Below are 25,142 nucleotides of genomic sequence, written 5' to 3'. Positions count from 1 at the left end.
TCTACTCCTCCATTTTATTAATACCATCCCATCTATTATACCAAATATTAAATACGCCTATAAACAATACAGTAATAATTACTGATAATGCTAAAAACATCAAAATAACATGACTTGTAACTTCATGACTTGTATAAGCAAAAATAAGTTTTATCGGCCAAACAAAAGGTAATAAATACCAAATATTACCGCCTAATTCTGTGGTACCTAACAAAATACCTGATAATGTTAAAAAAATTCCGATTAGTATACTACCAGAAAAACCTAATTTCAAACTTAAAAATTGATAAACAGGAATCATTGGCATCAGCATAATTGTACCAATCAAAAAGCATAAAACTGTACTTATATAATTAAACTCAACTTTTCCAAACCCTATTAATATCATTACCAAGATAGATATAAATTCAATTATAAATAGTAATATAGAGATATAAATAGATTTAGAAAAGAATATTTTATTCCTACTAATCCCAGTCCTTAAATCATTTGCAAAATTCCCAGCTACCTTATCAACCTCATATATCATTGGTATATAAAAACACATTGAAAAATTTGCTAAAATTATATATGTGCAAAAGAACACTCCCATTTCTTTCCCTATTAATCCTTTTGAATTAATCGAATAAATACCATAAATCAAAGAAAATAGGATTGGGCATAAAAAAGTCATTAGTCTTACTGGTGTCCTTCTACTTCTAAGCCAGTATGATGATATCATATTATACACTTCATTTACTCCTTTTGTTGTTAATTAGAAGACTTAATGTTAATACGACTACATAGACCGCAATACTTAAAATCAATCCTAAGTATGTTGCATCCATATTCATTAGTGTAGAGCCAGTCTCAAGAAAAGTACCATTTGGATGTACTCCAACAACTGGACTAAGCATTCGCAAGTTATATGACCATGGAAATAAAATCCAATTTTTTGTTACTGCAATCACAGCCGATGGGAATGTCAACACAAAATTCAACAATATAAGAACAGCTTTCTTTTTTGTAAGTCCATATATCAAAAAAGATAAAGCAACAATCGGTAAACTTCCAATAAAAAGACAAATAGTAGCTATAATTAATTGACTTAGCGATATTTTTTCACCTAGAAAAAATGTCGCAACAGTAAATATTAATATTGTTGATATTAGTAGAATAATAAATAATTCAGCTACAATAATAATATTTTTTGCCAATTCTATTTTTGTAAAACTTAGATTTTTGCTTTTTTGTAAAACAATATGCTCGCTCTTTTCTTTACCATTTATATTCACAACTAGTAAGCTCAAAACTATTGGGAGAATTAAAAGTGGATACCAATTAAAAGAAGTTGCCAATATGTAACTTTTTCCTTCTGGGCTTTCCCCCATCAAACTAATCATAGCTATATTAAATAAAACAAAAATTATCGGCACAATAATTCCTAACTTTAAGTTAGCAGATCTTTTTTCTTTCATTAACTCTGTTTTAATATAACTAATCATTATTTTTCACATCCTTTTTTATCATTTCTAAAAACAATTTTTCCAAATCCATCTCATCAGAATTATTAGCTTCATAAATGAGATGCCCATTATTAATAATCCCTATCCTATCTGCTATCTGTTGAATCTCACTCAAAATATGACTTGAAATAATGACTGTAATCCCTTTTTTAGAAAACTCTTTTATCATTTCTCTTAACTCTTGAATTCCCAAAGGATCTAGTCCATTAGTTGGTTCATCAAGTATCAATAATTCTGGATTATTTATTAGTGTCATTGCAATTCCAAGTCTTTGTTTCATCCCCAATGAAAAATTTTTTACCAATTTTTTATTTGTGTTTTCTAACCCAACTGTTTTTAACACATAATCAATTCTTCTTTTATCAATATTTAATAATACTGTTAAAACTTCTAAGTTTTCGTATGCTGTTAAATTTGGATAGATGGCAGGATGCTCTATGATAGCTCCAACTTTTTTTAAATCTTGTGTACACATGCTTTTTCCTTCAAAAAAAATATCCCCTGATGTACAATTCATAACTTTAGTAATTATTTTTAATAGCGTTGATTTCCCAGCACCATTCGGTCCTAATAGTCCATATATCTTTCCTTTTTCTGCTTTAATTGATATATTTTCAAGTACCATTTGTTCTTTGATTTTCTTTGTTAAATTTCTTGTTTCAAGCATAATTTCCATATAATGTTCCTCCGTTTCTTATGTAATCAATTCTAATACTAAAAAATAACCAAATTATAATTACTCTATTTTTTTTGTAAAACAAAAAGCATATATAAATTTTAAAAAGGAGTAAGCAACTCTTCTGTTCACTTACTCCCCCATACTTTTATCTAAAATCCTTCAGCAATTCTTGATTATAGTCATTGATAATCGCCTTATTTGGTTGAAGATGAAATAATATTGCACTACCACCAATAAAAGGCTCTACATAAGTAGAAATCCTTTTTTGGTATTAAAGGTTCAATGTCCGAAATTAACTGTCTTTTTCCCCCTACCCATTTAAGAACAGGGGCAACAAGTCTATTTTTTTCATTTTTTATATAACTTCATTATCTTGTAATTATATCATATTTAAACTAGAACTTTCATTCAGTATATTCACAAATACTAAAAAAATCAAAGTAAAAAATACAAAACAAAATAGACCAGCTTCCTGATCTACTTTATTCTATATCCATTAACTTAAATCTAATTTTTGGTCAAAATTTGGTCAAATTTTGGTCAAGTTTTGGTCAAAAAATATAAATATACTATCCTATTTTTAAAAAATAATTTGTGATGATTGCCTATAAATAAAACCTTTAAATATTCTTTATGCTTCTTTACGCTTCTTATAATGCCCCCTGCAGGAATCGAACCTGCAACTACTCCTTAGGAGGGAGTTGTTATATCCATTGAACTAAGGGAGCTAGAGAAAAACCCTGCCGTATGAGCAGAGTTTTTTATCATCGAATTAACGACGGATTTCTTTGATACGAGCTGCTTTACCTTGAAGAGCACGCAAGTAGTACAATTTCGCACGACGTACTTTACCGTAACGAACAACTTCGATCTTTTCAACACGTGGAGTGTGGATTGGGAAGATACGTTCAACACCTACACCGTTAGAGATTTTACGAACTGTGTAGTTTTCTGAGATGCCAGCACCTTTACGTGCAATAACAACACCTTCAAAAATCTGGATACGTTCACGGTTTCCTTCGACAACTTTCGCGTGTACACGAACAGTGTCACCAGGACGGAATGAAGGGATATCTGTACGAAGTTGACCTTTAGTCAAGCTTTGGATTAATGGATTCATTTTATTCTCCTATCTTTGTCAATCTTGAGGAAACTTCCTCAGCGGATAAACTGTATTTTTGTGCGTCCATTACACACAAGATACAGTTTACCAAATTTCCTAGAAAATGTAAAGAAATTTAAAGCAAAATTCCCAAAAAAATCGCCAAAAAACCAAGCAAGTAGGTTAATAATAAATAGCTATAAAATGCCTTCTTGTTACTAAGTAGTCTTTGGAGTTCATCATTCAAGGTTGAAAACGTGGTCAAGCCACCACAAAAACCTGTAGCTAGGATGGTATAGACTTCCTTGGACTCCACATGGTTATAGCATAATCCAATCAAAAAACAACCTAGAAGATTAGCTATGAGTGTTCCAAGTGGTAGCACTGATCCTTGATTATAGCGAGAAAAGAAATAACGGACAAGGGCACCCAGTCCACAAGCAAACGCTAGATAGATTACTACCATTTCTTCCTCCCTAGACAATAAGCTAATAAAAGTCCTCCTCCGACACTCAAAACTAGGTACACAAGCAAGCTAATGTATCGTCCTGTGTCCAGCATTTTCACAGCGTCTAGTATAAGACTAGAAAATGTCGTTAATCCACCACAGAACCCAGTTCCAAGCGCTAGAACGACACCTTTACTACTTCCTTTAGAAACCAGATAACCTTTCACAAGATAGACTAAGCAGAAAATCCCTAGATAATTGACAAGAAGCGTTCCCCAAGGGAAGTCTGTACTAGATGGCAACCATCTCGAAATCTGAAAACGCATAATTCCTCCCAGCATACCAGCTAGAAAGATTCCTAAAGGGTAAAATTTTTCTTTTTTCATTTGATTGTTTTATCCTGATAATCACGCGAACGTTTGAGAATATCTGAAAAAGTCTCAACAATCGTTTCTTCGTACTTTTTATTGCTGACGCGATTTCTAACCTTTTCAAAGATAGCTTCTTCTCTTTTAGTATCCAAAATTGGTTTTCCTGTAGACTTTTTATAAGCAACGACACCCTCAACTAGATGCATTCTTTCTTCTAAAAGTTGGACGATTTGGTCATCGATTTGGTCAATTTCTTGTCTAATAATATCTAAGTCCATAATGTCTCCTTTTTATTTGAATTATTGTACCAAAAAAGCACTAAATAGGCTAGTAAAATCCTAATCCTGGTTAATAAAAACTGCACTGACTTACCCAATCAGTGCAACATTATATTATCCAACTTTAGCAGCTAATTCTTCTGCGAATTGCTCCAAGCGTTCAATATCTTCTTCTTCGGCAGATAGGTCTACTTTGACACACTCTGAACCCTTTTCAGCTCCTGTCGCTACAAATACTCGGTCGAAGTCATCAACAGCTTTACAGAATTCATCGTAGAAAGTATCACCTGATCCGACTACACCATAGATTTTACCACTCAAGTTAAGATCTGCTAGGTCTTCGTAGAAGTCCATCATTTCGTCTGGTAATTCTCCATCACCATAAGTATAGGTTGCCACAATGGCGATGTCTGCTTCTAAAAAGTCAGAAGCATCAACTGTTGTACACTCATCAACATCGACATCTAAACCACATTCTCTTAATTTATCTGCTACAATATCTGCGATTTCTTCAGTATTACCGGTCATACTGGCAAATACAATTTTTGCTAATGCCATAAGGTCCTCCTCAATTAATCTTTCTCCATTATATCACATCTTTTTCATTTTAAAAATAAAAACTCTTGTGCTACAATGAAATGAGAAAGAATTGAGGTTCATTATGGAAATTTGTCACCAAATTTTAGAAAAAATTAAAGCATACGATACTATTATTATTCACCGTCATATGAAACCAGATCCAGACGCCTTAGGAAGCCAGATAGGATTAAAAGCCTTGCTTGAGCATCATTTTCCTGAAAAAACTATCAAAGCTGTAGGTTTCAATGAACCAACCTTAACTTGGTTAGCCGAAATGGATCAAGTAGATGACACAGACTATCAAGGTGCACTTGCGATTATCTGTGACACAGCAAATACAGCACGTATCGATGATAAACGATATACTCAAGCTGATACCATTATTAAGATTGACCACCATCCAAATGATGAAGTATATGGAAATCTTGTTTGGGTAGACACAAATTCTAGTAGTGCGAGTGAGATGATTGCTCTCTTTGCTGAAGCGACTAATCTTGAATTATCCGACTATGCTGCAAAAATGCTCTGCGCTGGGATTATTGGCGACACAGGCCGTTTCCTTTATCCGTCTACTTCTGTACGAACACTTCGAGTAGCAAGTCAACTCAGAGAACACAACTTTGACTACGCCGAATTGACACGTAAAATGGATACTATGAGCTTTAAGATTGCCAAACTTCAAGGTTATGTTTATGATCACTTAGAAGTTGATGAAAATGGTGCTGCTCGTGTTATTCTTACTCAAGAAATTTTGAAGAAATATGAAGTTACTGATGCAGAAACAGCAGCTATCGTAGGGGCTCCAGGCCGTATCGATACTGTCAGCCTTTGGGGAATCTTTGTGGAACAAGCAGATGGTCACTACCGCGTACGTCTTCGTAGTAAATTTGTTCCAATCAATGAAGTCGCAAAAGAACATGACGGCGGTGGACATCCACTTGCCAGCGGAGCAAATTCCTATAGTTTAGAAGAGAATGAGCTTATCTACCAAAAATTAAAAAACTTACTGAAAAATAGATAAAAAGCTTGCCAAACTTTTCAGAATCTGATAGACTAGTATGGTAACAATCTATGGCTCGCAAAGAGACCATGGCAGAAAGGAAATATTGCAAAATGAAAAAAGATATCCATCCAGAATATCGCCCAGTTGTCTTCATGGACACAACTACTGGTTACAAATTCCTTAGCGGTTCAACAAAACGCTCTAACGAAACAGTTGAGTTCGAAGGCGAAACTTACCCATTGATCCGTGTGGAAATTTCATCAGACTCACACCCATTCTACACTGGACGTCAAAAGTTCACTCAAGCAGATGGACGCGTGGATCGTTTCAACAAAAAATACGGTCTCAAATAATCAACCGCATCACTTGCATAAGGTTGAACGAAAACAACTCCGATTAGGAGTTGTTTTTTTCTTTCTTTCACTTCTAGTAATCATTGAAAATTTTTTACTACAAGCTACTAAACGTTCAATTCTAATATCTCCTGCTACTTTTTTTCTTTATACACAAAAAAAGCCTGTCACACAAGCTCAAATGCTTGATATGACGGGCTTTTTATAAAATCATTATTTAACTGCTTCTTTAAGAGCTTTACCAGCTTTGAATGCTGGAACTTTAGAAGCTTTGATTTTGATTTCTTTACCAGTTTGTGGGTTGCGGCCTTTACGAGCTGCACGTTTACGAACTTCGAAGTTACCAAAACCAATCAATTGAACTTTTTCACCAGCTGAAAGGAATTCAGTTACAGCTGCGAATACAGCGTCAACTGCTGCTGCTGAATCTTTCTTAGTCAATTCTGTAGCTTCTGCTACTTTAGCGATCAAATCTTGTTTGTTTGCCATGTTAATGAATCCTCCAAAATTATTTCTAATTAACACTTATAATCATAACCTAAATTTCCTTTTAGGTCAAGTCAAAAACACGTTTTTATAGATTTTTCTCAATTTTTTTAGGAATTATATCGAATTAAGATTGCCCAGGCGTTTTCTCCGGTGTGAGTTTGGATAATTGAGCCCGTTTCAAGGACTGAAATCGGCTTCTCAACATAAGGTTGTAGAACAGCTTTCATCTCATTTGCCCATTCATTTGTACCTGCATAAGAAATACCAATCTCGGCTACTGATCTATTTGCTAGAGTGGCTACTAACTCATCCAACCATTTCTTAAAGGTTTTGGCACCACGTCCCTTCACAATCGGTTGAAGTTCATGGTCCTTCATTTGCATAACAACTCGAATATTAAGTAAAGAGCTCAGCAAACCAGTAACACGGCCAATGCGACCACCTTTTACTAGATTTTCTAAAGTTGAAACACCGATGTAGAGTTCAGTGTGATTTTTTACGTCCTCTACATGAGTTAGAATAGTTTCAAGGTCTTTTCCTTCTTGAGCTAGTTTAGCAGCCTCTACAACCTGGAACTTCAAGGCCTGATCTGTGAATGAACTATCCAAAACAGTGACATCTGCTGTTGATAGACTTGCTCCTTGACGAGCCGCTTCTACTGTTCCTGATAAAGCATGGGACATGTGAATAGCTAGAACCTGACTACCATCCTTACCCAAATCATCAAAAATTTCTGCAAAGAGTCCAACTGGTGGTTGACTAGTCTTAGGAAGATTTTTACTAGCTTGCATCAAGCGAAGAAATTCTCCTTCTTCAAGATCTGCATCCGAATAAAGGACACTATCAATCATTACTGATAGTGGAACGACAGTAATATCAAATTCTTTGACTACTTCTGGTTCAATAGTAACAGAAGAGTCCGTTACAATTTTTACTTTTGTCATATTTCAAATCTTTCTATTTCATGAATTTTAATTATTCAACTTAACAATATCAATTATATCAAAAAATTATCAAAAATTCATACAATATCTATTTATTTTAAGGGCTTATTCCCTAATTATTTTTAAAATAGTTTATAAAAAATAACCGCCCCTTTTCAGGCGATTATTCTAGATATCTTACATTAAATAGTTATATAATTCCTGCATCTGCATATCGTCTGGAACGAGATTGAGATAAGCTTTAATATATGTTTTTGCCTCTTCTAACTTCCCTAGTTCTCTTAATAAATAAATGTATTGTTCCAAGAACTCAGGATTTTCCTTCAGATCTGTAGCAAGCTCCTTATAGAGTTCATAGGCTGAATCCAATTCCTCAGTCTCTTGGTGGCTTCGGGCAATCATCCATTTAGTTAAGAGATTCTCAGGCTCATAAACTTCTAAATCAAGAATATCCTCGTATCTCTCTTGTTCCTGATACATAGTCGCTAAGCGCAATAAAATTTCTTCCTGGTCATCAGCATTCTCTTGAGCTTGTAGTAGATAAGCTTCTGCTTGTTCAGGTTGGTGTAACTCGTAAGATAACTGAGATGCAAGGAGTAAGAGACGGGTTTCAAAAGGATTTTTTGATAATCCTTGTTGCGCTATTTTCAGAGCTTCTTCTGTCTGGTGTTCTTTATGAAGGGCTTGGCTATAGCCGTACTCATATCCTTCAAAATCTGGGGAAATGGTGTCTATTTGTTTAAAGTATAAGACTGCTTTTTGGTAGTCCTCTTGATCAAAATAGAGACTGGCAAGTTCATAGGCTGTTTGGTCATCATATTCTAACTCTAAGGCTTTTTCTAGAAACTCAATAGCAGATTCGAACTTTCCAAGTCTTGCATAAGCAAGACCAATTCTCTGATAAGTCGAAATTCCAGTTTGATCATAGATAGCACGATTATCTAATTGGGCATAGCCCTGAATAGCCTCTAAATCGTTTCCTAACTCGCTATCTAATTCTGCTAGTCCAAATATCAAGAGAGAATCATTAGAGTAGCTACGAGCTTCTAAGAGCTTCTCACGCGCAACATCAGTCAGTCCTTCCATCTGATATAAATCAGCTTTTAAGGCAAGAGCTGATACATACCATTCGCTTTCAGGACCAATATTCTCTAAATAATCAAAGGCTTCCTCAATCAATCCATCCTCACCAGCAATTGTAGCTAGATTGATGTAGACTTCTGGAAATTTCGGTGCTAGTTTCTCATAGATTTGTGCTGCCTGTGGATAGAAACCAATCCCTTCGAGATATGCAGCAAGTTCAAGAAGAACTTCATCTGAATCTTCCTCTATTGCTTTTTGAAAATAGGAATCTGCTTTGGGCAAATCTTGTTGTTCTAAAGCCTCGAGCATTTGTTGACTATTGTTCACGATTAGTCTCCTCTACTGGTTCATAAAGTCCACTAATTTCTTTGTACCAATCAAAAATAGCTGAGATCACTACTTTTGCAGAAGCGTAGATTGGAATACCTAGCAATACACCCCAAATACCAAACATGGATCCTGAAGTTAATAGAACAAAAAGAATTGTGATTGGGTGAATATTCAATTGGCTTCCTAAAATCAATGGTGATACAAAGCGTCCTTCAATGGTTTGCTCAACAATAAAGACGATAATAACTTTTAAGAGCATGACAGGACCTGCAATGAGACCCAACACAAGGGCTGGAAGCATAGCAAGGAAGCTTCCAAGATAAGGCACAAGGTTCAATACACCTGCAGTAACACCGAGCGCTACTGCATATCGAAGCCCAATTATCTTAAAGAAGATAATAAACATGATAGCTACGATTACAGCGACTGTAATTTGTCCTCTAACGTAATTAGCAAGTTGTTGGTTCACATCTGATAGAACCTTACCTACTGGTTCTCTTAATTTATTTGGTAAAAACTGAGTGATATAGTCTCTTAGCCCTTTACCGTCTCGAAGGAGGTAAAAGAGCATAAATGGCATGATAATTAGAGCAACAATCACTTGTGACGTTCCACTAATAAGAGCACTCACCCAGTTGACAGCTTTAGAAGAAATATTACTTGCCCATGCAGTTGCCTGAGTTGAAAATTGCGCTAAAACCTGTTCCAGTTGAGGTCTAAAGTCATCTGGCAAACGCTTGGTTACAAGGTCATCAATAACTCTATCAGCATCTTCGAGATAACTTGGGACATTTTGCGCAAAAATTACTACTTGACGTTGAAGGTTTGGAATTGCAACAGCTAGACCAATAATCAAGAGTACGGCAATAATGACGAAGATAATACTAATGGCTAAGACGCGGTTAATCTTGTACTTCTCCATCAGATCTACTAGTGGATTCAAGAGGTAGAAAAGTAGTCCCGATAAAATAACCGGCAACATGACTACTGATAAAAAGTCTATAACAGGGATAAATAAAAAGCTGATTTTACTGAGAATAAAAATATTCAGACCTAGTAACAAGGCCACCAAAAATACAGTAACAGCCTTATTATCTAAAAACCATTTAAAAAACCAAGATAAGGTAAAGTGTTTCTCTTTTTGTTCCATTTTTTCTTCCTTTCCTTTGTCCTAACATTATACCATGTTTTAAGAAAAATAAGGGGTTTTTATAGTGTTTTAAAAAAGGATAAATTTAGCTTTTTGGCAAGAGTCCAGGACCGTTTTATGAATTAGAATTTTCATCTAGTAGACCTTTTTATGTTATAATTGAAGTATATTTTTCTAGAGGTATGAATATGAAAGAAACAGTCTATTTTGGAACTTATACACGCCGTATTTCTCAAGGGATCTACAAGGCTGATTTTGATACAGAAACAGGCAAACTCTCAAATCTAGAGCTCTTTGCAGCAGAACCAAGTCCAACCTATTTGGCCTTTGATCAAGACCAGCATTTATACACAGTTGGAAGCCATGATGGCAAAGGGGGAATTGCAGCTTATCAGACTGATGGGACTCTACTTAATCACGTCGTTGAAGAAGGGGCACCTCACTGCTATGTTGCAGTTGATGAGAAACGAGGGCTAGTCTATGGCGCTAACTACCATAAAGGACAGGTGCTAGTCTATAAACGAAAAGAAGATGGCAGTCTTAAATTAGCTGATATTGCTCAACATACCGGCCATGGTCCACATGAAAACCAAACTTCTCCTCACGTACACTACACAGATTTAACACCAGACCAATATTTAGTAACTTGTGACTTAGGTACTGACCAAGTTACTACCTACGATGTCAGTCCAGAAGGAAAATTAAAGAAATTAGCAAGCTACAATTCTAATCCTGGTGCTGGAGCTCGCCACCTTGTTTTCCACCACCACTACAAGATTGCTTATCTCATTTGTGAACTCAATAGTACGATTGAAGTATTGATTTACGATGGTGTCGGAGAATTTGAACAAATGCAGGTCATTTCAACCTTACCAGATGACTATGATGGTTTCAATGGAACTGCCGCTATTCGTCTCTCAAAAGATGGTAAATTCCTCTACGCTTCTAACCGAGGACATGATTCTATTGCTGTCTATAGCGTTTTAGCAGATGGTAGCTTGGAGTTATTAGAGATTGTTCCAACACATGGGAAAAATCCACGTGATTTTGATTTATCACCTGACCAGGAGTTCCTCATCGCTGTTCACCAGGATTCTGATAATGCGACAGTCTTTAAACGCAATCCTGAAACTGGTCGACTTGCAGAACTTTCGAATGACTTTCATGTACCTGAAGCGGTCTGCATTAGTTTTCATAACTAACAAAAAAAAGAACTTGAATAAAGATCAAGTTCTTTTTTATTTTATAATTTATTTCCGACATTAATACGGTTAATAGCACGTTGCAATGCAATTTTAGCACGGCGTTCTTGGTCAATCAAGTGTTTGTCTTGTGCTTCTTCGATTTCACGTTCAGCACGAAGTTTAGCACGTTCAGCACGACTAACATCGATATCACGTGCACGTTCAGCAGAGTCAGCAATAATGGTAATCACATTATTAGCAATCTCAATGATTCCTCCGTTTACTGCAATCCAGTTCACATGAGTATCATCATCGATGCGTTTGACCTTTACTTCATCAACCGCTAAAACCGCAATCATATTTTCATGTCGTGGCAAGATCCCCATCTCACCATCCAGAGTTCGTACCGATACAAAGCTGGCATGGTGATCATAGACGAGGCCATCTGGTGTCACGATCTGGACAGTTAAATGAGCCATAGATCACCTCTTAAAATCCCATTTTTTCAGCCTTAGCAATAACGTCTTCGATTGAACCTACTCCACGGAAAGCATCTTCTGGAAGATGATCGTGTTTACCGTCAAGAATTTCTTTGAAGCCACGAACTGTTTCAGCTACTGGAACATAAGAACCTGGTTGACCAGTAAATTGTTCCGCAACGTTGAAGTTTTGTGACAAGAAGAACTGAATACGACGTGCACGAGCAACCAAAGTCTTTTCTTCGTCAGAAAGTTCATCCATACCAAGGATGGCAATAATATCTTGCAATTCATGATAACGTTGAAGAACACGTTTCACTTCAGCAGCTACTGCATAGTGCTCTTCTCCAACAATTTCAGGTGCCAAGGCACGTGAGCTTGAAGCAAGTGGGTCAACAGCTGGGTAGATACCCAATTGAACCAATTTACGTTCCAAGTTAGTTGTTGAGTCCAAGTGAGCAAAGGCTGTTGCTGGCGCTGGGTCTGTATAGTCATCCGCCGGCACGTAGATGGCCTGGATAGAGGTTACAGAACCCTTCTTAGTTGACGTGATACGTTCCTGCAATTGACCCATTTCTGTCGCAAGGGTTGGTTGGTAACCAACGGCTGATGGCATACGACCCAAAAGGGCAGATACTTCTGAACCGGCTTGTGTGAAACGGAAAATGTTGTCAATGAAGAGAAGAACGTCTTGACCTTCTACATCACGGAAGTATTCAGCGATTGTCAAACCAGTAAGGGCAACACGCATACGTGCTCCTGGTGGTTCATTCATCTGACCAAATACCATGGCTGTTTTCTCAATAACGCCTGATTCTTTCATTTCCCAGTAGAGGTCGTTCCCTTCACGAGTACGTTCCCCAACACCAGTAAATACAGAAATACCACCGTGTTCTTGGGCAATGTTGTGAATCAATTCTTGAATCAATACGGTCTTACCAACTCCGGCACCCCCGAAGAGTCCGACTTTACCACCTTTAAGGTAAGGAGCAAGAAGGTCGATAACCTTGATTCCTGTTTCTAAAATTTCTGAAGAGGTAGACAATTCATCAAAAGTTGGTGCTTTTTTATGAATTGGCTGACGCTCTGCATCTTCACCAAAAGGAGCTTCCAAGTCAATGGTATCTCCCAAAACGTTGAAGACACGTCCTAGAGTTTCTTTCCCAACTGGTACTGAGATTGGACGACCTGTGTCCAATACTTCCAAACCACGGGTCAAGCCATCAGTTGATTCCATAGCGATGGTACGAATCATACCATCTCCCAACTCTAAGGCTACTTCAAGGACGATTTTTGTTTTTCTTTCGTCATTTTTGTAGACGACAAGTGCATTATTAATCTCTGGTAGTTCCTCACCTGCTGCAAACATGACGTCTACAACGGGACCGATAACCTGAGCAATTTTACCTGAACTCATCTACTTCTCCTATTCTGTATAAGATACTATCGGTTCCTAGTATGACTAGGTCCTAAGTTCATTTCTCTGAGCAAGATGCTTTATTCTAAAGCACTAGCTCCTGCTACGATTTCTGTAATTTCTTGTGTAATCGCCGCCTGTCTGGCACGGTTATACTGAATTGTCAAATCATTAATAACTTTTTTAGCATTATCTGTCGCTGTCTGCATAGCTGTCATCCCAGCAGCATTTTCAGCTGTCTTGGCATCAATAATAGCACCGTAAATCATACTTTCTGCAAACTGTGGCAATAGCTGATCCAAGATTTCTTCACGACTTGTCTCAAGCTCAAAAGTCAAGCTGTAGTTATCATCTGCTTCATTTGGGTCCAAGTCGACAATTGGAAGCATCTGCTCAACACGCATTTGACTTGTCAGTGTATTCACGTGGTGGTTGTAGCAAACATAGAGCTCATCGAAAAGTTCATTTTGATACATTTCAATGGTTTTTGAAATAATCTTATGAACTTCATCGAAGCTTGGTTGACTGGCTAGACCACGCAATTCATAAATTGGCTGAATACCACGAGCTTTAAAGAAGTCTGCTCCCATACCACCGATACAGATGACTTCAAAATCATCACCTGAAGGATGGTATTCTTGTTGCAGTTCCATGACAGCCTTCAAGATTGAAGAGTTATATCCTCCAACAAGACCGCGGTCAGATGTAATGACGATATAGCCTGTTTTTTTGACAGGGCGACTAATCAACATTGGATTCGTTGATCCGCCAGCACCATCTCCGTGAAGGATATCTGTAAGGAGTTTACGAACTTTTTGAGCATAGATTTGGAAGTTGCGTGCAGCTTCTTCAGAACGACCTAACTTAGCTGCAGAAACCATCTGCATGGCGTTAGTAATTTGACTAGTATTTTTCGTTGAGGCGATTTTTGTTTTAATATCATTTAGAGATACTGCCATCTGACACCTCTATTCTTATTGGAAGCTGGATTGATTGAGAAACTCGGTAATCGCAGCATCCAAGACTGCTTCTTCTGGCAAGTCTTTTGTTTCACGAATAGTTTCCAAAATCTCAGGATGTTGGGCATCAAAGAAGGCATGAAACTCTTCCTCGAAACGGACAATATCATCTACTGATACAGTATCCAAGAATCCATGAGTCAAGGCATACAGAATGGTTACTTGTTTCTCAACAGGTAGTGGTTTATGAACAGGTTGTTTCAATACTTCTACAGTACGACGACCACGGTTCAATTTAGCCTGTGTAGCTGCATCCAAGTCTGAACCAAATTTGGTGAAGGCTTCCAACTCTCGGTATGAAGCAAGGTCGATACGAAGAGTACCAGCAACCTTCTTCATGGCTTTAATCTGAGCAGAACCACCAACACGAGATACAGAAGAACCTGCATCAATAGCCGGACGAATACCCGCATTAAAGAGACTATCACTTAGGAAGATTTGTCCATCCGTAATAGAGATTACGTTTGTGGCGATATAAGCTGAGATATCTCCAGCTTGGGTCTCGATAAATGGAAGAGCAGTGATAGATCCACCACCAAGCTCATCTGAAACCTTAGCAGAACGCTCAAGTAGACGGCTGTGAAGGTAGAAGACATCCCCTGGGAAGGCTTCACGACCTGGAGGACGACGAAGCAAGAGAGAAAGTTCACGATAAGCTACCGCTTGTTTAGATAAGTCATCATAAACGATCAACACATGCTTCCCTTGGTACATGAACTCTTCCGCCATAGCAACCCCTGCATAAGGTGCAAGGAAAAGCAATGGTGAAGGTTGTGAAGCTGAGGCTGTCACAACGATTGTGTAATCCAAGGCACCGTACTGACGAAGTGTTTCTACTTGTGTACGAACTGTTGATTCTTTTTGTCCAATCGCTACATAGATACAGATCATATCTTGACCTTTTTGGTTCAAGATAGCGTCAATAGCGATAGTTGTTTTCCCTGTTTGACGGTCACCGATGATCAACTCACGTTGGCCACGACCGATTGGAACAAGGGCGTCAATAGCTTTCAAACCAGTTTGCAATGGTTCTGATACAGACTTACGTTGCATAACACCAGGAGCTGGTGCTTCAACTGGACGAGTTTTATCTGTGTTGATTGGACCAAGTCCGTCTACAGGACGACCAAGTGGATCGACAACACGTCCAATCAAGCTATCACCAACTGGAACTTCCATGATTTTCCCTGTACGACGAATTGTATCGCCTTCACGAATATCTGTAAAGTCCCCAAGGATGATAATACCGACGTCTGTTGATTCCAAGTTTTGCGCCATACCATAAGAGCCATTTTCAAAAATCAACAGCTCACCGCTCATGGCGTTTTCGAGTCCATGTGCACGCGCAATCCCGTCACCGATGTAGGTTACAACACCTGTTTCAGTCACATCAAAATTGGGTTTGAAATTTTCAATTTGTTGCTTAATTAAAGCGCTGATTTCTTGTGCGTTAATTGCCAAAAGAACACCACTTTCTATTTCAAATTTTCCTTAACAACTTTAAGTTGTTGTTTAATACTCACATCAATTGTCTTGTGATTGGCAAAAATAACAAAACCACCGATTAAACTATCGTCAATTTTTTCCTTAATGCTACGAACTCTTAGAGACATCTTTTTCTCGATTAGAGGAATTAGTCGTTCTTTCTGTTCATCAGTCAAAGAATGTGCAGACAAAATAGTCACTTCAAAACGATTGGTTTCTTTTTCAAGACGATTCAAGCAATCTACAATCACATCATAAAATAGGTTTGATCTGTGATTGTAAAGTAGAACCTCGATAAAGTTTTGCACTAAAGATGACACAGAGTCTTGGAAAAAACGAACCGTTTTTTCTTTATCCGACTCATCTACTGCCACCTGAGCTAAAAAAGAAGGTAAGCCTGTTTCTTCAGATACTTGCTTGATTTGAGACAAGTCTGAAAAAATAGAATCTTCTTCTCCTTTTTCAATCACTAATTGGACAAAAGGCATGCTGTATTTTTCAATTACCTTTAGAGTCTTTTTGTCCATTAAGCTTCTCCTAGCTGATCGATATACTGATCAATGAGTTCTTTATGGGCTTGACTGTCAAGGTTTTGAGAGATGATTTTTCCAGCTAGACTAATTGTTAAATCAGCTACATCTCCCTTAACGCTTTGTAAAGCTTCAGCTTTGTTTTGAGCAATTTCTTGATTGGCTTTTTCTTTTAAGCGCCCTGCTTCAAGTTTAGCTTCAGCCAAAATATCAGCTTTACTTTTCTCAGCTGTTTCCTTTGCATTCTCGATAATAGTTTTAGCTTCGGTACGGCTTCCTGCTAACTCAGCTTCGCGTTTGCTAGCAAGTTCCTCTGCCTTTTTACGGGCTTCCTCGGCACCATCAATATCTGAAGAAATCTTTTCAGCGCGTTCATCTAAGACACTGGTAATATTTCCCCAAGCATATTTCTTCACTAAAAAGATCAATAAAAGGAAGGAACCAGCGATCAGAATAAAGTCACCAATAATGGTACTAATAGTTAAATCCATCTTCTAATCCTCCTCTACTTACTCTTCCCCTTCATTTATTTTTTTACCAATGTACATAGATGACAACATGGTAAATACATAAGCTTGAATACATGAAATGAAAATCGAAAAGGCTGTCCATAACATGTTTGCAATAAAGGCAAAAGGATACCAATACAAGGCATGTTGTGACAAGGCCAATAGCAATCCTGCTAAAACCTCACCGGCAAAAATATTTCCGTATATCCGAATCGCCAAGGAGGCAAAATTGGTGAACTCTTCTAAAATGTTCATCGGAGTCATGAAGCCAGGTGTAACAAATGCTCTCAAATATTCTTTAACGCCTCTACGACGAACTCCTTCTACATGAGCGATCAAAGTGATCAATAATGAGAGGGATAAATCGTATCCAAGGTTGGCTGTTGGAGAAGTCCACAAGTTATAACCGTTTGTTGTTTGTACTTTTGCCATTAAGCCAATATTATTGGCAACCAAGATAAACAAGAATAGAGAAAATAGGAACAAGGAATAGTCCTTGATGTATGAATCTCCAATGTTTGGTTTTACAAAACTAATCACAAAGTCATAAATCATCTCAAGAGCATTTTGTTTGCCCTTTGGACGGATGGTCATTTTTCGACTTGCCCAGTAGACAAAGGCAAAAACCATCAAAACAGTTACAAGAGACATGGCAAGCAGGGTCAAATCAAAGGATATTGGTCCAATATTAACGGTTGGATTCAAACTTTCTTCCATGGTTTGACACCTCCATTTCTAAATAGAGTTGTCTATTTAATGACAAATGACATCGCTAGGGTTACAAAGAATGTTCCTTCGATAAAGGCAATCCCCATAATCATCAAACTACGCAATTGAGGAATGATATCTGGTTGGCGTGCTGCAGATTTGAACAAACCGTTCATCAAAAATCCTTCTGCAAGAGATACACCCATACAGGCAAGACAAAGTCCGAAAAATGTTAAATTCATGATGAATTCTCCTTTTTTAAATTAAATTTACCTTCCTAGTTTAGTCCTAAAATTTGCTTTTGTCAACTTTTTACTAGGAATGGAAGCGTTTTGAATCATTTATTTCCATTTTTACGATTTTCAAGACAATCATATAGAAATTTTTAATGTCATTTCATATATTTTTCCTTATCTTTCCTATTTTTCTGAAAAGAAAAAATCCAAGTTTCAAAACCTGGATTTACCTTTTCTTATTTGAAATAAAATGAATGATGACTCTGGCAAGCTGGATTAAATGCAGCTTTACAGTATGGACAAGTGCCCGTCTCTGTATACTCCTCATACGTTAGTGTTTTCCCACAGGATCCACATAAGATAGGTCTATCTTCTTTCAGATTTAAAGGATAGGGAGAAAATATGTGAGACTCCAGTTCATTATGACACTGATAACAGGCATAGTATTTCTGACACTCATAGCACTGTAAGGCTACGATATCCTTATCACTATGGTAATGAACACATCTGCTTTCATGATCTACTAGTAAGCCCTGAGCTTGAACCATTAATTTTTCCTTATCTAGGCACGAACTGTGACGCTTGTTCCATCTTCTTTGTAAAGATTGATCAGGCCTTCTTTCAAAGCACGTACCATATCACCAGCTTCTACTGGTTGAGGAACCTTGATGGTTAAAAGTTCCATTGGATTTGGTGCACGGTCAATTTTATTACCTTTAGCATCATGAAGGTCTTCGATATAAGTTTCAAAATGGCGAAAACCTGGGCCGTAAAACTCAACTTGGTCACCTTCGTTGATAACGTTACGTTGGCGAATAGTTGCTGTTTGTGTCGCATCATCATAAGCTACTACTTCAGCAACAAACTTATATTCTGGAATCTTACGACGAGCACCGAAAAGTTGCTCATTTTCAGATGGTGTTCCGTAGTAGAAACCTGTAGCCAACTCACGTTGGGCAACCTTCCACATTTCATCAATCAAGTCTTGCTTAATAGCTTCAAACTTTTCAGGGCTCTCAAGATAGGCATCAACAGCAGCCTTGTAGCAGTTTGTTACTGTTGAAACATAGTGGATAGACTTCATACGGCCCTCAATCTTAAGACTGTCCACACCATTTTCAATCATATCTGGGATATGGTCAATCATAGACATATCAACCGCAGACATAGAGAATTCTTCAGGAATTTCTCCCTTGAGGCTCTTACGTTCTTTACCAAATGGCATATCATAAAGGTCATATTTCCAGCGACAAGACTGTGAACATCCACCACGGTTGGCATCGCGCATACTCATGTGGTTAGAGAGCGTACAACGGCCAGAATATGAGATACACATAGCTCCATGAACGAAAGCTTCAATCTCAACGTCTGTACGTTTGCGGATTTCTGCCAACTCTTCCATAGAAACCTCACGCGCCAAAACGACACGAGTTAAACCAAGTTCTTTCCAGAATTCTAATGTTTCATAGTTAGTCGCACTAGCTTGTGTAGAAAGGTGGATTTCAAGACCTGGTGCTTCAGTTGCCGCAATCATAATCAAGGCTGGGTCTGATACGATGACCGCTGCAATTCCGATATCACGCAATTTACGGAACCATTCTCCTGCACCTTTTTCATTTCCCTCGTGCATAACCATATTAGCCGCTACATAAACCTTAGCGCCATACTTAGCCGCAAACTGAACTCCTTCTTCCATTTGTTCGAAAGTAAAGTTCCCTGCACGGCTACGAAGACCATAGGCTTGACCACCGATAAAGACAGCATCTGCTCCATATTGAACAGCTACTTTTAGTTTTTCAAGTGTTCCTGCAGGTGATAGAACCTCAGGACGTTTCAAAGTTTTTGTCATGTTTTCTCCTATTTGCAATATAAAAGTTTGACACTAATCTTTACCATTTTATAGCAAAAATGTTCTAAAATCAAGTTTTGATTGATTGTTTAGACAATTTTAATTTTCTTGAAAAGCTAAGCTCAGCGAACTGTTTCTATTTGCCAAGCACTCCAACCTTTAAAACGAATGGCACCCTTTTGGTCCGTCTTGTAAATTGAATTCTCGAGTTCTTGGTTACTTTCCTCATTTTTTTCTTTGAATTTTTTCTTCTTGTCTACTGAAATGATAGTGGCTTTAGGTTGTAAGGTTTTGAGGATTTCTACATCTGTCTTTTTATTTGATGCTTGCTGATGAGTTATCACAATATCTGCTTGGAGTTTTGGATAAGACTTGGTTAAGAACTTATCCTCTATATCTCCAGTAACTAGAAAGGTTTGGTTTAGTAGCTTTCCATACAAGACCATTGAATCCTTTTTATCGCTATTTTGGCTAGTGATTACTTCCAAACCACTCCCAAAAATAAACAACTGCTGTCCTGTTTTGATAGCAGCTACCTTGACTTTGCTTTTCTTCAGCTTATCCATAAATTCTCTTTTAGATAAAGTTTCTTCACTTACTAGAATCTCTTCAAGCTCGAAGGCTTTACTGATTTCTAACACATGATCTAACTTCTTAGTATCACTAGTCGTTAGCACAAGCTGATCAATCTTTGCAACTCCTCGACTTTTTAGATAAGGGATTAAACTTCGTTCGGCATTGCTAGAGGAAATCCTCTCCTGCCAGGCTTCTTTCTTGTCACGTTCAGATTTTTCTCCGACATCCAGTAGTATGGTCTTTCCTGTCATGTCTCTTAGAAAAATGCTCCGCCCCTGTTCCATATCTAGGACTGTGATTTCATTCTCCAGTGGATGTTTGGTTACTAAAAAGAGTGAGATAGCAACTATGACAAGCATAGATATTTTTTTCAAATTCTTTCGATAATCGTAGATGAGAGCTAAAGTAATCAAAAGAAGAATTAAAATCCAAAGACTCGGCTGACCGAAAACAAGAGGCCTCGTAGATAGCTGAGAAATATAGCGAATGATGTTTTCAAGCCATTCAAAGAGAAAGTTGAACTGGGTGATGGGATATATAAATGACAGACAGAAGAGAATCGATAAGAGCGGTAACAGGACCATATCAAATAAGAATGAAAAGACAAATGTCAAGAGAATGGACCACGGTTGAAATTCTGAAAAATAAAATGATAAAATTGGCAGAATTCCCAAGGAAATAATACAACTCACTCGAACCAGACCTCTTATCCCTTCTACTTCCTCACCAGTCATTGTCAGGATAAAGGCATAAGCACAGGAAAGAACCCCTCCAGCTGTTAAGAAAAAGTTCGGCATAATAAGAAATAGAATAAGAATCGTCAAAGCAAAATTATCTAGTGACTTAAAGCCATGCTGAGCCAATAGCTTTTGGAGGAGACTACGAATAACAGAGGCTGAAAATCCTGTCAAACCTGCATAGACTAAGGAGAAGGGATAGGCAAGCCATTTAAATGTCTCCTGTCTCATGCCCATTCTCAGAAATAATTTCTTAAAAGCATTCATGAAGAAACCAACCTGCATACCAGATAAGGCAAAGAGATGAATAATCCCTAAACTTGAATAGAGTTCATTCATTTCCTCAAAGTCTGTGTCCAAGTGCCCTAATAACAGACCTGTCATATAATTGCGCATGGGGTCAGGAAAATTCCTTTTTATCCAGACAACTGCTTTTCTCCGCAATCTGGACAGATTTTCTCCTATATCCCAACTGGATGTTTTCCTTAATTCGACAATTTCCGATATGGTCAAGGTCTGATAAATTCCTTGAGTTTTAAGGTAGTTTCGATAATCAAATCCAGCAAAATTATTGGCTCCTTGAGGACTAGTTAGCTTTCCTTTTACCACCATCTCATGCAGTTCAGATAACTGCTGAAATTTTTCTTTTTCAGCCTCTGACTGGAGTTTATAATAGGCCTGAAAGAGTCTACCATCAGCCTTTCCACGAAAGGATAAACTATCTCCATTGACCTTGACAGTATCAGGCAAGATTCGTACCGTATTAACTGAGTCAATAAGATGTTGACTCGCTTCTTCTTGTTGCCATTTTTGAAATAAAAACCAGCTACCAAATAGTCCACACACCAATAGGACCTTGACCACAGTCTTCCATGGAAATTGTAAAAAGAGGCAGAGGAGTAAAAAGACAAAGCCCAAAAGTGCTAATACATTTGCTGAAAAGATTGCATAGTAGAGCCATAGTAAAAGAAAACTGAGATAGATTTTCGAGAAAGGAAAGCGACTAATCCACTGTAACATACTCTTTTAACTTTTCTATTGTTTTTGCACCAATACCAGAAACCTTTTTGAGTTCATCAACTGACTTGAACTTACCGTTGGACTCACGATGGTCAATGATATCCTGAGCACGTTTAGCTCCCAATCCTTTGACTTGTTTCAGCTCATCTAAACTGGCTTTATTGAGATTGACTTTCTTTTTTTCTTTGGTGTTGGAAGCATTTGACTGCGCCTCTTGACTAGTAGCTTCTTCCTTAGTCGGAACATAGACCAGTGTTTCGTCACTAATTCTCTGGGCAAGATTGATAGACTTACTGTCTGCATTATCTGTCAGTCCACCAGCTTTTTGAACAGCATCATTGATACGACTTCCAACTGGCAAATCGTAAATCCCTGGCGATTTAACAGCCCCTTTGACATCGACAGTAATTAGATCTTGCTCTACCACTTCTTCCTTCTGATTCCCATCCTCCTTTCCATCCGTTGAATCCTTCGAAACAGTTGTAAATTCTGTCTGCAAATTACTTTCCTTAGCCGGTGTTTGACCGACTGGCTTTAGGAGGAAAAATCCGCCTAAGACCAAACCCAAACCAGCACAGATGACAATGATTTTATAATCTTTGATTTTCTCAATAAGTTCTTCCATATTTTCTCCTCTCTTAGCTTATTCGTAAGAGAAAGAAAAAACAGCTGAAAAATCTTTTCAACTGCTTACTTATTTGCAAAATAATCTTCCTTAGTTAAGATTTCTGAAAATAGGTTTACAAGTTTTTCTTGCAATTTATAGCGGTTTCATATAAAATATAAACATCACAAGAAAAGGCTGGGTTCTTCCTGTGATGATTTAGTATTAGAACCTAGATGTTAAAATAAGGAGCAAACCTCTATGTTAATTGGAATTCCAAAAGAAATTAAAAATAATGAAAATCGTGTGGCTTTGACACCTGCTGGTGTACAGAGTCTTGTTGGTCGTGGTCACCGTGTCCTCATCGAAACAAATGCGGGTCTTGGATCTGGTTTTGCTGATGCTGACTATGAAAATCAAGGAGCTGAGATTGTAGCTACAGCTGCTGAAGCCTGGGCTGCAGAATTAGTGGTCAAAGTAAAAGAGCCACTTGCTAGTGAATATCAATTCTTGCGTGAAGACTTACTTCTCTTCACCTACTTGCATATGGCAGCTGCTCCTGAATTGGCAGATGCTATGCTTACAGCTAAAACAACTGGTGTTGCTTATGAAACTGTACGCGATACTGAAGGTCAACTTCCTCTATTGGTTCCAATGAGTGAGGTTGCAGGTCGTATGGCTGTCCAAATCGGAGCTCACTTCTTGACGAAACAAGCTGGTGGTTCTGGAGTTCTCTTGGGTGGTGTACCAGGTGTACCAAAAGGAAAAGTAACCATCATCGGTGGTGGTGTCGTTGGTACACACGCAGCCCGTATCGCTCTTGGTCTTGGAGCTCAAGTAACTATTCTTGATATCAGTGCTAAACGTCTCTCTGTACTTGAAGATGTCTTTGGTCACCAAATTCAAACTTTGATGTCTAACCCATTTAATATTGAAGCAAGTGTGCGTGAAGCTGATGTTGTTATCGGTGCAGTATTGATTCCTGGTGCTAAAGCTCCAAAATTAGTAACAGATGACATGGTTCAACAAATGCGTCCTGGTTCTGTCATCGTAGACGTTGCTGTAGACCAAGGTGGTGTTATTGCAACAGCTGACCGTGTGACAACCCATGATGAACCTGTATATGAAAAACACGGTGTCCTTCACTATGCGGTTGCCAACATTCCTGGAGCAGTTGCCCGTACTTCTACCATCGCCCTTACAAATGTGACTCTTCCTTATATCGAAGCCTTGGCAGGTAAAGGATTTAAGAAAGCAATCCTTGAAGATGCTGGTTTGCGTGAAGGGGTTACAACTTACCAAGGTCAACTTACTAGTCAACCAGTTGCTGAAGGTTTAGAACGCGACTTCATACCTATCAGTGAACTTGTCTAATAAGATATTCAAAAAATTAAGAGCAGTTTTTCAACTGCTCTTTTTTTATTCTGTTTCTTCTTGATTTTCTTCAGCTTTGACAGGTCGAGGTTCATAGGCTCTGATAATCTGAGCAACGACTGGATGGCGAACCACATCCTTGGCTGAAAAATGAACGAAATCAATCTGGTGAATGTTCTTAAGTTTTTCCTGGGCATCAATCAGACCTGATTTAACATTACGCGGCAGGTCAATCTGGCTAATATCACCATTGACAATCATTTTTGAATTAAATCCAAGACGAGTCAAAAACATCTTCATCTGCATGATGGTTGTATTTTGCGCTTCATCCAAAATGACAAAGGCATCATCCAGAGTACGTCCACGCATGTAGGCCAAAGGGGCAATCTCAATAATTTCTCGCTCCATGAGACGAGTTGTTTGGTCCTTCCCAAGAATTTGGTACAAGGCATCATAGACAGGTCGAAGATAAGGGTCTACCTTTTCCTTGAGATCTCCTGGAAGAAATCCCAAGCTTTCTCCAGCTTCTACTGCTGGACGAGTCAGGATAATACGCTTGACTTGACCACGTTTAAGAGCTGTAACAGCCAAGGTCACTGCTAGGAATGTTTTACCCGTACCAGCTGGCCCAATCCCGAAGGTAACATCATGGTTCTTAACACTATCAACATAAAGTTTTTGACCCAGTGTCTTTACACGTATCGGCTTACCAGTATTGTCTTTGATAATCTCTTCTTCATAGAGGGCAACAAACTTATCGATTTCATTGTTTCTAACCATATTGATGGCTGTCACCACATCCGGAGTTCCGATAGTCATGCCACGATTAACCAAGACCATCAAGGCTTGAATTACTTGCCGTGCTTCTTCACAAGAAGACTCCTCTCCCAAGACCTGTACAATCTCTGTACGAGCATGGATGATAACATCTAACTCATCCTCCATCAAGCGAAGATGGCGATCATTGGAACCAAAAAGATGAAACAGGTCATCTGGATGACTTAACTGAATGTCTATTGAATGTTCCTTCAAATAAAGAACCTCTCTAACTCTTTAATTTCTTTTTATTATAGCAAAGGCATATAGAAATTGCTATCCTTA

General features: G+C 38.0%; 30 protein-coding genes and 1 tRNA gene. 4 read left to right on the top strand and 27 right to left on the bottom strand.

The genetic code is table 11. From position 1 onward, the window contains the following. Nucleotide 1: 1 nt before the first annotated feature. The 10 genes from QM419_RS01990 to QM419_RS01945 all read right to left on the bottom strand — a co-directional run bounded on the left by QM419_RS01990 (nt 2) and on the right by QM419_RS01945 (nt 4,941). Nucleotides 2-730 (bottom strand): lantibiotic ABC transporter permease, encoded by a 729-nt coding sequence (locus tag QM419_RS01990; RefSeq protein ID WP_060955838.1) that lies wholly within the window; start codon nt 728-730, stop codon nt 2-4. A 1-nt stretch (nt 731) separates the two neighbouring features. Further along, nucleotides 732-1,484, bottom strand: a complete 753-nt coding sequence (locus QM419_RS01985) for an ABC transporter permease (RefSeq protein WP_070800577.1) — start codon at nt 1,482-1,484, stop codon at nt 732-734. Beyond that, nucleotides 1,477-2,181: a lantibiotic protection ABC transporter ATP-binding subunit gene (locus QM419_RS01980; protein ID WP_060955840.1), complete on the bottom strand. Its 705-nt coding sequence runs from the start codon at nt 2,179-2,181 to the stop codon at nt 1,477-1,479. The genes QM419_RS01985 and QM419_RS01980 overlap by 8 nt, the downstream gene beginning before the upstream one ends. Nucleotides 2,182-2,329: 148 nt before the next feature. Next, on the bottom strand, nt 2,330-2,404 hold the full coding sequence (locus tag QM419_RS01975; RefSeq protein ID WP_237370558.1) for a hypothetical protein: 75 nt from the start codon (nt 2,402-2,404) through the stop codon (nt 2,330-2,332). 436 nt (nt 2,405-2,840) lie between these two features. After that, nucleotides 2,841-2,912: transfer RNA gene (locus tag QM419_RS01970), tRNA-Arg, on the bottom strand. Nucleotides 2,913-2,956: 44 nt separating this feature from the next. Beyond that, nucleotides 2,957-3,304 carry a 50S ribosomal protein L19 gene (gene rplS, locus QM419_RS01965; RefSeq protein ID WP_414277706.1) on the bottom strand — a complete coding sequence of 116 codons (348 nt, stop codon included), beginning with the start codon at nt 3,302-3,304 and terminating at the stop codon, nt 2,957-2,959. Between the two features lie 118 nt (nt 3,305-3,422). After that, entirely contained in the window at nt 3,423-3,752 is a 330-nt protein-coding gene (crcB, locus tag QM419_RS01960) for a fluoride efflux transporter CrcB (RefSeq protein ID WP_414277705.1), read from the bottom strand. Beyond that, on the bottom strand, nt 3,746-4,120 hold the full coding sequence (crcB, locus tag QM419_RS01955) for a fluoride efflux transporter CrcB (protein WP_414277704.1): 375 nt from the start codon (nt 4,118-4,120) through the stop codon (nt 3,746-3,748). Before crcB (QM419_RS01955) ends, crcB (QM419_RS01960) begins: the two co-directional genes overlap by 7 nt. Next, entirely contained in the window at nt 4,117-4,383 is a 267-nt protein-coding gene (locus tag QM419_RS01950; RefSeq protein ID WP_303942613.1) for a chorismate mutase, read from the bottom strand. Before QM419_RS01950 ends, crcB (QM419_RS01955) begins: the two co-directional genes overlap by 4 nt. 114 nt (nt 4,384-4,497) lie before the next feature. Further along, complete coding sequence (locus QM419_RS01945; RefSeq protein WP_263393487.1) at nt 4,498-4,941, bottom strand: flavodoxin; 444 nt, start codon at nt 4,939-4,941, stop codon at nt 4,498-4,500. Between the two features lie 103 nt (nt 4,942-5,044). Here QM419_RS01945 and QM419_RS01940 point away from each other — a divergent pair, with 103 nt between their 5' ends. Both QM419_RS01940 and QM419_RS01935 read left to right on the top strand, forming a co-directional pair. Beyond that, nucleotides 5,045-5,983, top strand: coding sequence for a DHH family phosphoesterase (locus QM419_RS01940; RefSeq protein ID WP_414277703.1), 939 nt, complete (start codon nt 5,045-5,047; stop codon nt 5,981-5,983). A gap of 92 nt (nt 5,984-6,075) precedes the next feature. Continuing rightward, a complete protein-coding gene (locus tag QM419_RS01935; protein WP_000710762.1) occupies nt 6,076-6,318 on the top strand; it encodes a type B 50S ribosomal protein L31 in 243 nt (80 codons plus the stop codon). A 213-nt stretch (nt 6,319-6,531) separates the two neighbouring features. Here QM419_RS01935 and QM419_RS01930 read toward each other — a convergent pair whose 3' ends face one another. The 4 genes from QM419_RS01930 to QM419_RS01915 all read right to left on the bottom strand — a co-directional run bounded on the left by QM419_RS01930 (nt 6,532) and on the right by QM419_RS01915 (nt 10,314). Then, entirely contained in the window at nt 6,532-6,807 is a 276-nt protein-coding gene (locus QM419_RS01930) for an HU family DNA-binding protein (RefSeq protein WP_004253345.1), read from the bottom strand. 107 nt (nt 6,808-6,914) lie between these two features. Beyond that, nucleotides 6,915-7,751: a DegV family protein gene (locus QM419_RS01925; RefSeq protein ID WP_414277702.1), complete on the bottom strand. Its 837-nt coding sequence runs from the start codon at nt 7,749-7,751 to the stop codon at nt 6,915-6,917. 177 nt (nt 7,752-7,928) lie between these two features. Next, the gene (locus tag QM419_RS01920; protein ID WP_414277700.1) at nt 7,929-9,161 is read right to left on the bottom strand and encodes a tetratricopeptide repeat protein; all 1,233 of its coding nucleotides are present in this window, start codon (nt 9,159-9,161) and stop codon (nt 7,929-7,931) included. Then, nucleotides 9,151-10,314, bottom strand: coding sequence for an AI-2E family transporter (locus tag QM419_RS01915; protein WP_178894909.1), 1,164 nt, complete (start codon nt 10,312-10,314; stop codon nt 9,151-9,153). Before QM419_RS01915 ends, QM419_RS01920 begins: the two co-directional genes overlap by 11 nt. 188 nt (nt 10,315-10,502) lie before the next feature. Between QM419_RS01915 and QM419_RS01910 the strand changes: the two genes are divergently transcribed. Then, nucleotides 10,503-11,516 (top strand): lactonase family protein, encoded by a 1,014-nt coding sequence (locus tag QM419_RS01910; protein ID WP_414272229.1) that lies wholly within the window; start codon nt 10,503-10,505, stop codon nt 11,514-11,516. Nucleotides 11,517-11,557: 41 nt separating this feature from the next. Here the strand turns inward: QM419_RS01910 and QM419_RS01905 are convergent, their stop codons facing one another. From QM419_RS01905 to QM419_RS01850, 12 genes are all read right to left on the bottom strand, one after another. Next, complete coding sequence (locus tag QM419_RS01905; RefSeq protein WP_006148659.1) at nt 11,558-11,977, bottom strand: F0F1 ATP synthase subunit epsilon; 420 nt, start codon at nt 11,975-11,977, stop codon at nt 11,558-11,560. 10 nt (nt 11,978-11,987) lie between these two features. Next, a complete protein-coding gene (atpD, locus tag QM419_RS01900; protein WP_414272228.1) occupies nt 11,988-13,394 on the bottom strand; it encodes a F0F1 ATP synthase subunit beta in 1,407 nt (468 codons plus the stop codon). Between the two features lie 80 nt (nt 13,395-13,474). Beyond that, the gene (locus QM419_RS01895) at nt 13,475-14,353 is read right to left on the bottom strand and encodes a F0F1 ATP synthase subunit gamma (protein WP_178894906.1); all 879 of its coding nucleotides are present in this window, start codon (nt 14,351-14,353) and stop codon (nt 13,475-13,477) included. Nucleotides 14,354-14,368: 15 nt separating this feature from the next. Next, a complete protein-coding gene (gene atpA / locus QM419_RS01890) occupies nt 14,369-15,874 on the bottom strand; it encodes a F0F1 ATP synthase subunit alpha (protein WP_414272227.1) in 1,506 nt (501 codons plus the stop codon). Between the two features lie 14 nt (nt 15,875-15,888). Further along, nucleotides 15,889-16,425 carry a F0F1 ATP synthase subunit delta gene (locus QM419_RS01885; protein WP_414277699.1) on the bottom strand — a complete coding sequence of 179 codons (537 nt, stop codon included), beginning with the start codon at nt 16,423-16,425 and terminating at the stop codon, nt 15,889-15,891. Beyond that, complete coding sequence (gene atpF, locus QM419_RS01880; RefSeq protein WP_004253314.1) at nt 16,425-16,919, bottom strand: F0F1 ATP synthase subunit B; 495 nt, start codon at nt 16,917-16,919, stop codon at nt 16,425-16,427. Before atpF ends, QM419_RS01885 begins: the two co-directional genes overlap by 1 nt. Before the next feature lie 18 nt (nt 16,920-16,937). Next, nucleotides 16,938-17,654, bottom strand: a complete 717-nt coding sequence (gene atpB, locus QM419_RS01875; RefSeq protein WP_070677210.1) for a F0F1 ATP synthase subunit A — start codon at nt 17,652-17,654, stop codon at nt 16,938-16,940. A 32-nt stretch (nt 17,655-17,686) separates the two neighbouring features. Continuing rightward, nucleotides 17,687-17,887 carry a F0F1 ATP synthase subunit C gene (locus QM419_RS01870; protein ID WP_001054551.1) on the bottom strand — a complete coding sequence of 67 codons (201 nt, stop codon included), beginning with the start codon at nt 17,885-17,887 and terminating at the stop codon, nt 17,687-17,689. A gap of 230 nt (nt 17,888-18,117) precedes the next feature. Then, nucleotides 18,118-18,429 carry a CHY zinc finger protein gene (locus QM419_RS01865; RefSeq protein ID WP_414277698.1) on the bottom strand — a complete coding sequence of 104 codons (312 nt, stop codon included), beginning with the start codon at nt 18,427-18,429 and terminating at the stop codon, nt 18,118-18,120. A 14-nt stretch (nt 18,430-18,443) separates the two neighbouring features. Then, nucleotides 18,444-19,730, bottom strand: coding sequence for a peptidase U32 family protein (locus QM419_RS01860; protein WP_414277697.1), 1,287 nt, complete (start codon nt 19,728-19,730; stop codon nt 18,444-18,446). A 122-nt stretch (nt 19,731-19,852) separates the two neighbouring features. Next, the gene (locus QM419_RS01855) at nt 19,853-22,063 is read right to left on the bottom strand and encodes a ComEC/Rec2 family competence protein (RefSeq protein ID WP_414277696.1); all 2,211 of its coding nucleotides are present in this window, start codon (nt 22,061-22,063) and stop codon (nt 19,853-19,855) included. Further along, on the bottom strand, nt 22,047-22,688 hold the full coding sequence (locus QM419_RS01850) for a helix-hairpin-helix domain-containing protein (RefSeq protein WP_414277695.1): 642 nt from the start codon (nt 22,686-22,688) through the stop codon (nt 22,047-22,049). Before QM419_RS01850 ends, QM419_RS01855 begins: the two co-directional genes overlap by 17 nt. A gap of 240 nt (nt 22,689-22,928) precedes the next feature. Between QM419_RS01850 and ald the strand changes: the two genes are divergently transcribed. Then, nucleotides 22,929-24,041 carry an alanine dehydrogenase gene (gene ald, locus QM419_RS01845; protein ID WP_414277694.1) on the top strand — a complete coding sequence of 371 codons (1,113 nt, stop codon included), beginning with the start codon at nt 22,929-22,931 and terminating at the stop codon, nt 24,039-24,041. A 45-nt stretch (nt 24,042-24,086) separates the two neighbouring features. Here ald and QM419_RS01840 read toward each other — a convergent pair whose 3' ends face one another. Next, nucleotides 24,087-25,073, bottom strand: coding sequence for a PhoH family protein (locus QM419_RS01840; RefSeq protein WP_414272217.1), 987 nt, complete (start codon nt 25,071-25,073; stop codon nt 24,087-24,089). Nucleotides 25,074-25,142: the final 69 nt, after the last annotated feature.

Origin of the sequence: Streptococcus infantis (assembly GCF_047464715.1) — a bacterium.
Taxonomy (GTDB): Bacteria; Bacillota; Bacilli; order Lactobacillales; family Streptococcaceae; genus Streptococcus; species Streptococcus infantis_S.
The sequence above is the reverse complement of the archived record's forward strand: the minus strand, read 5'-3'. Positions and strand labels throughout refer to the sequence as shown.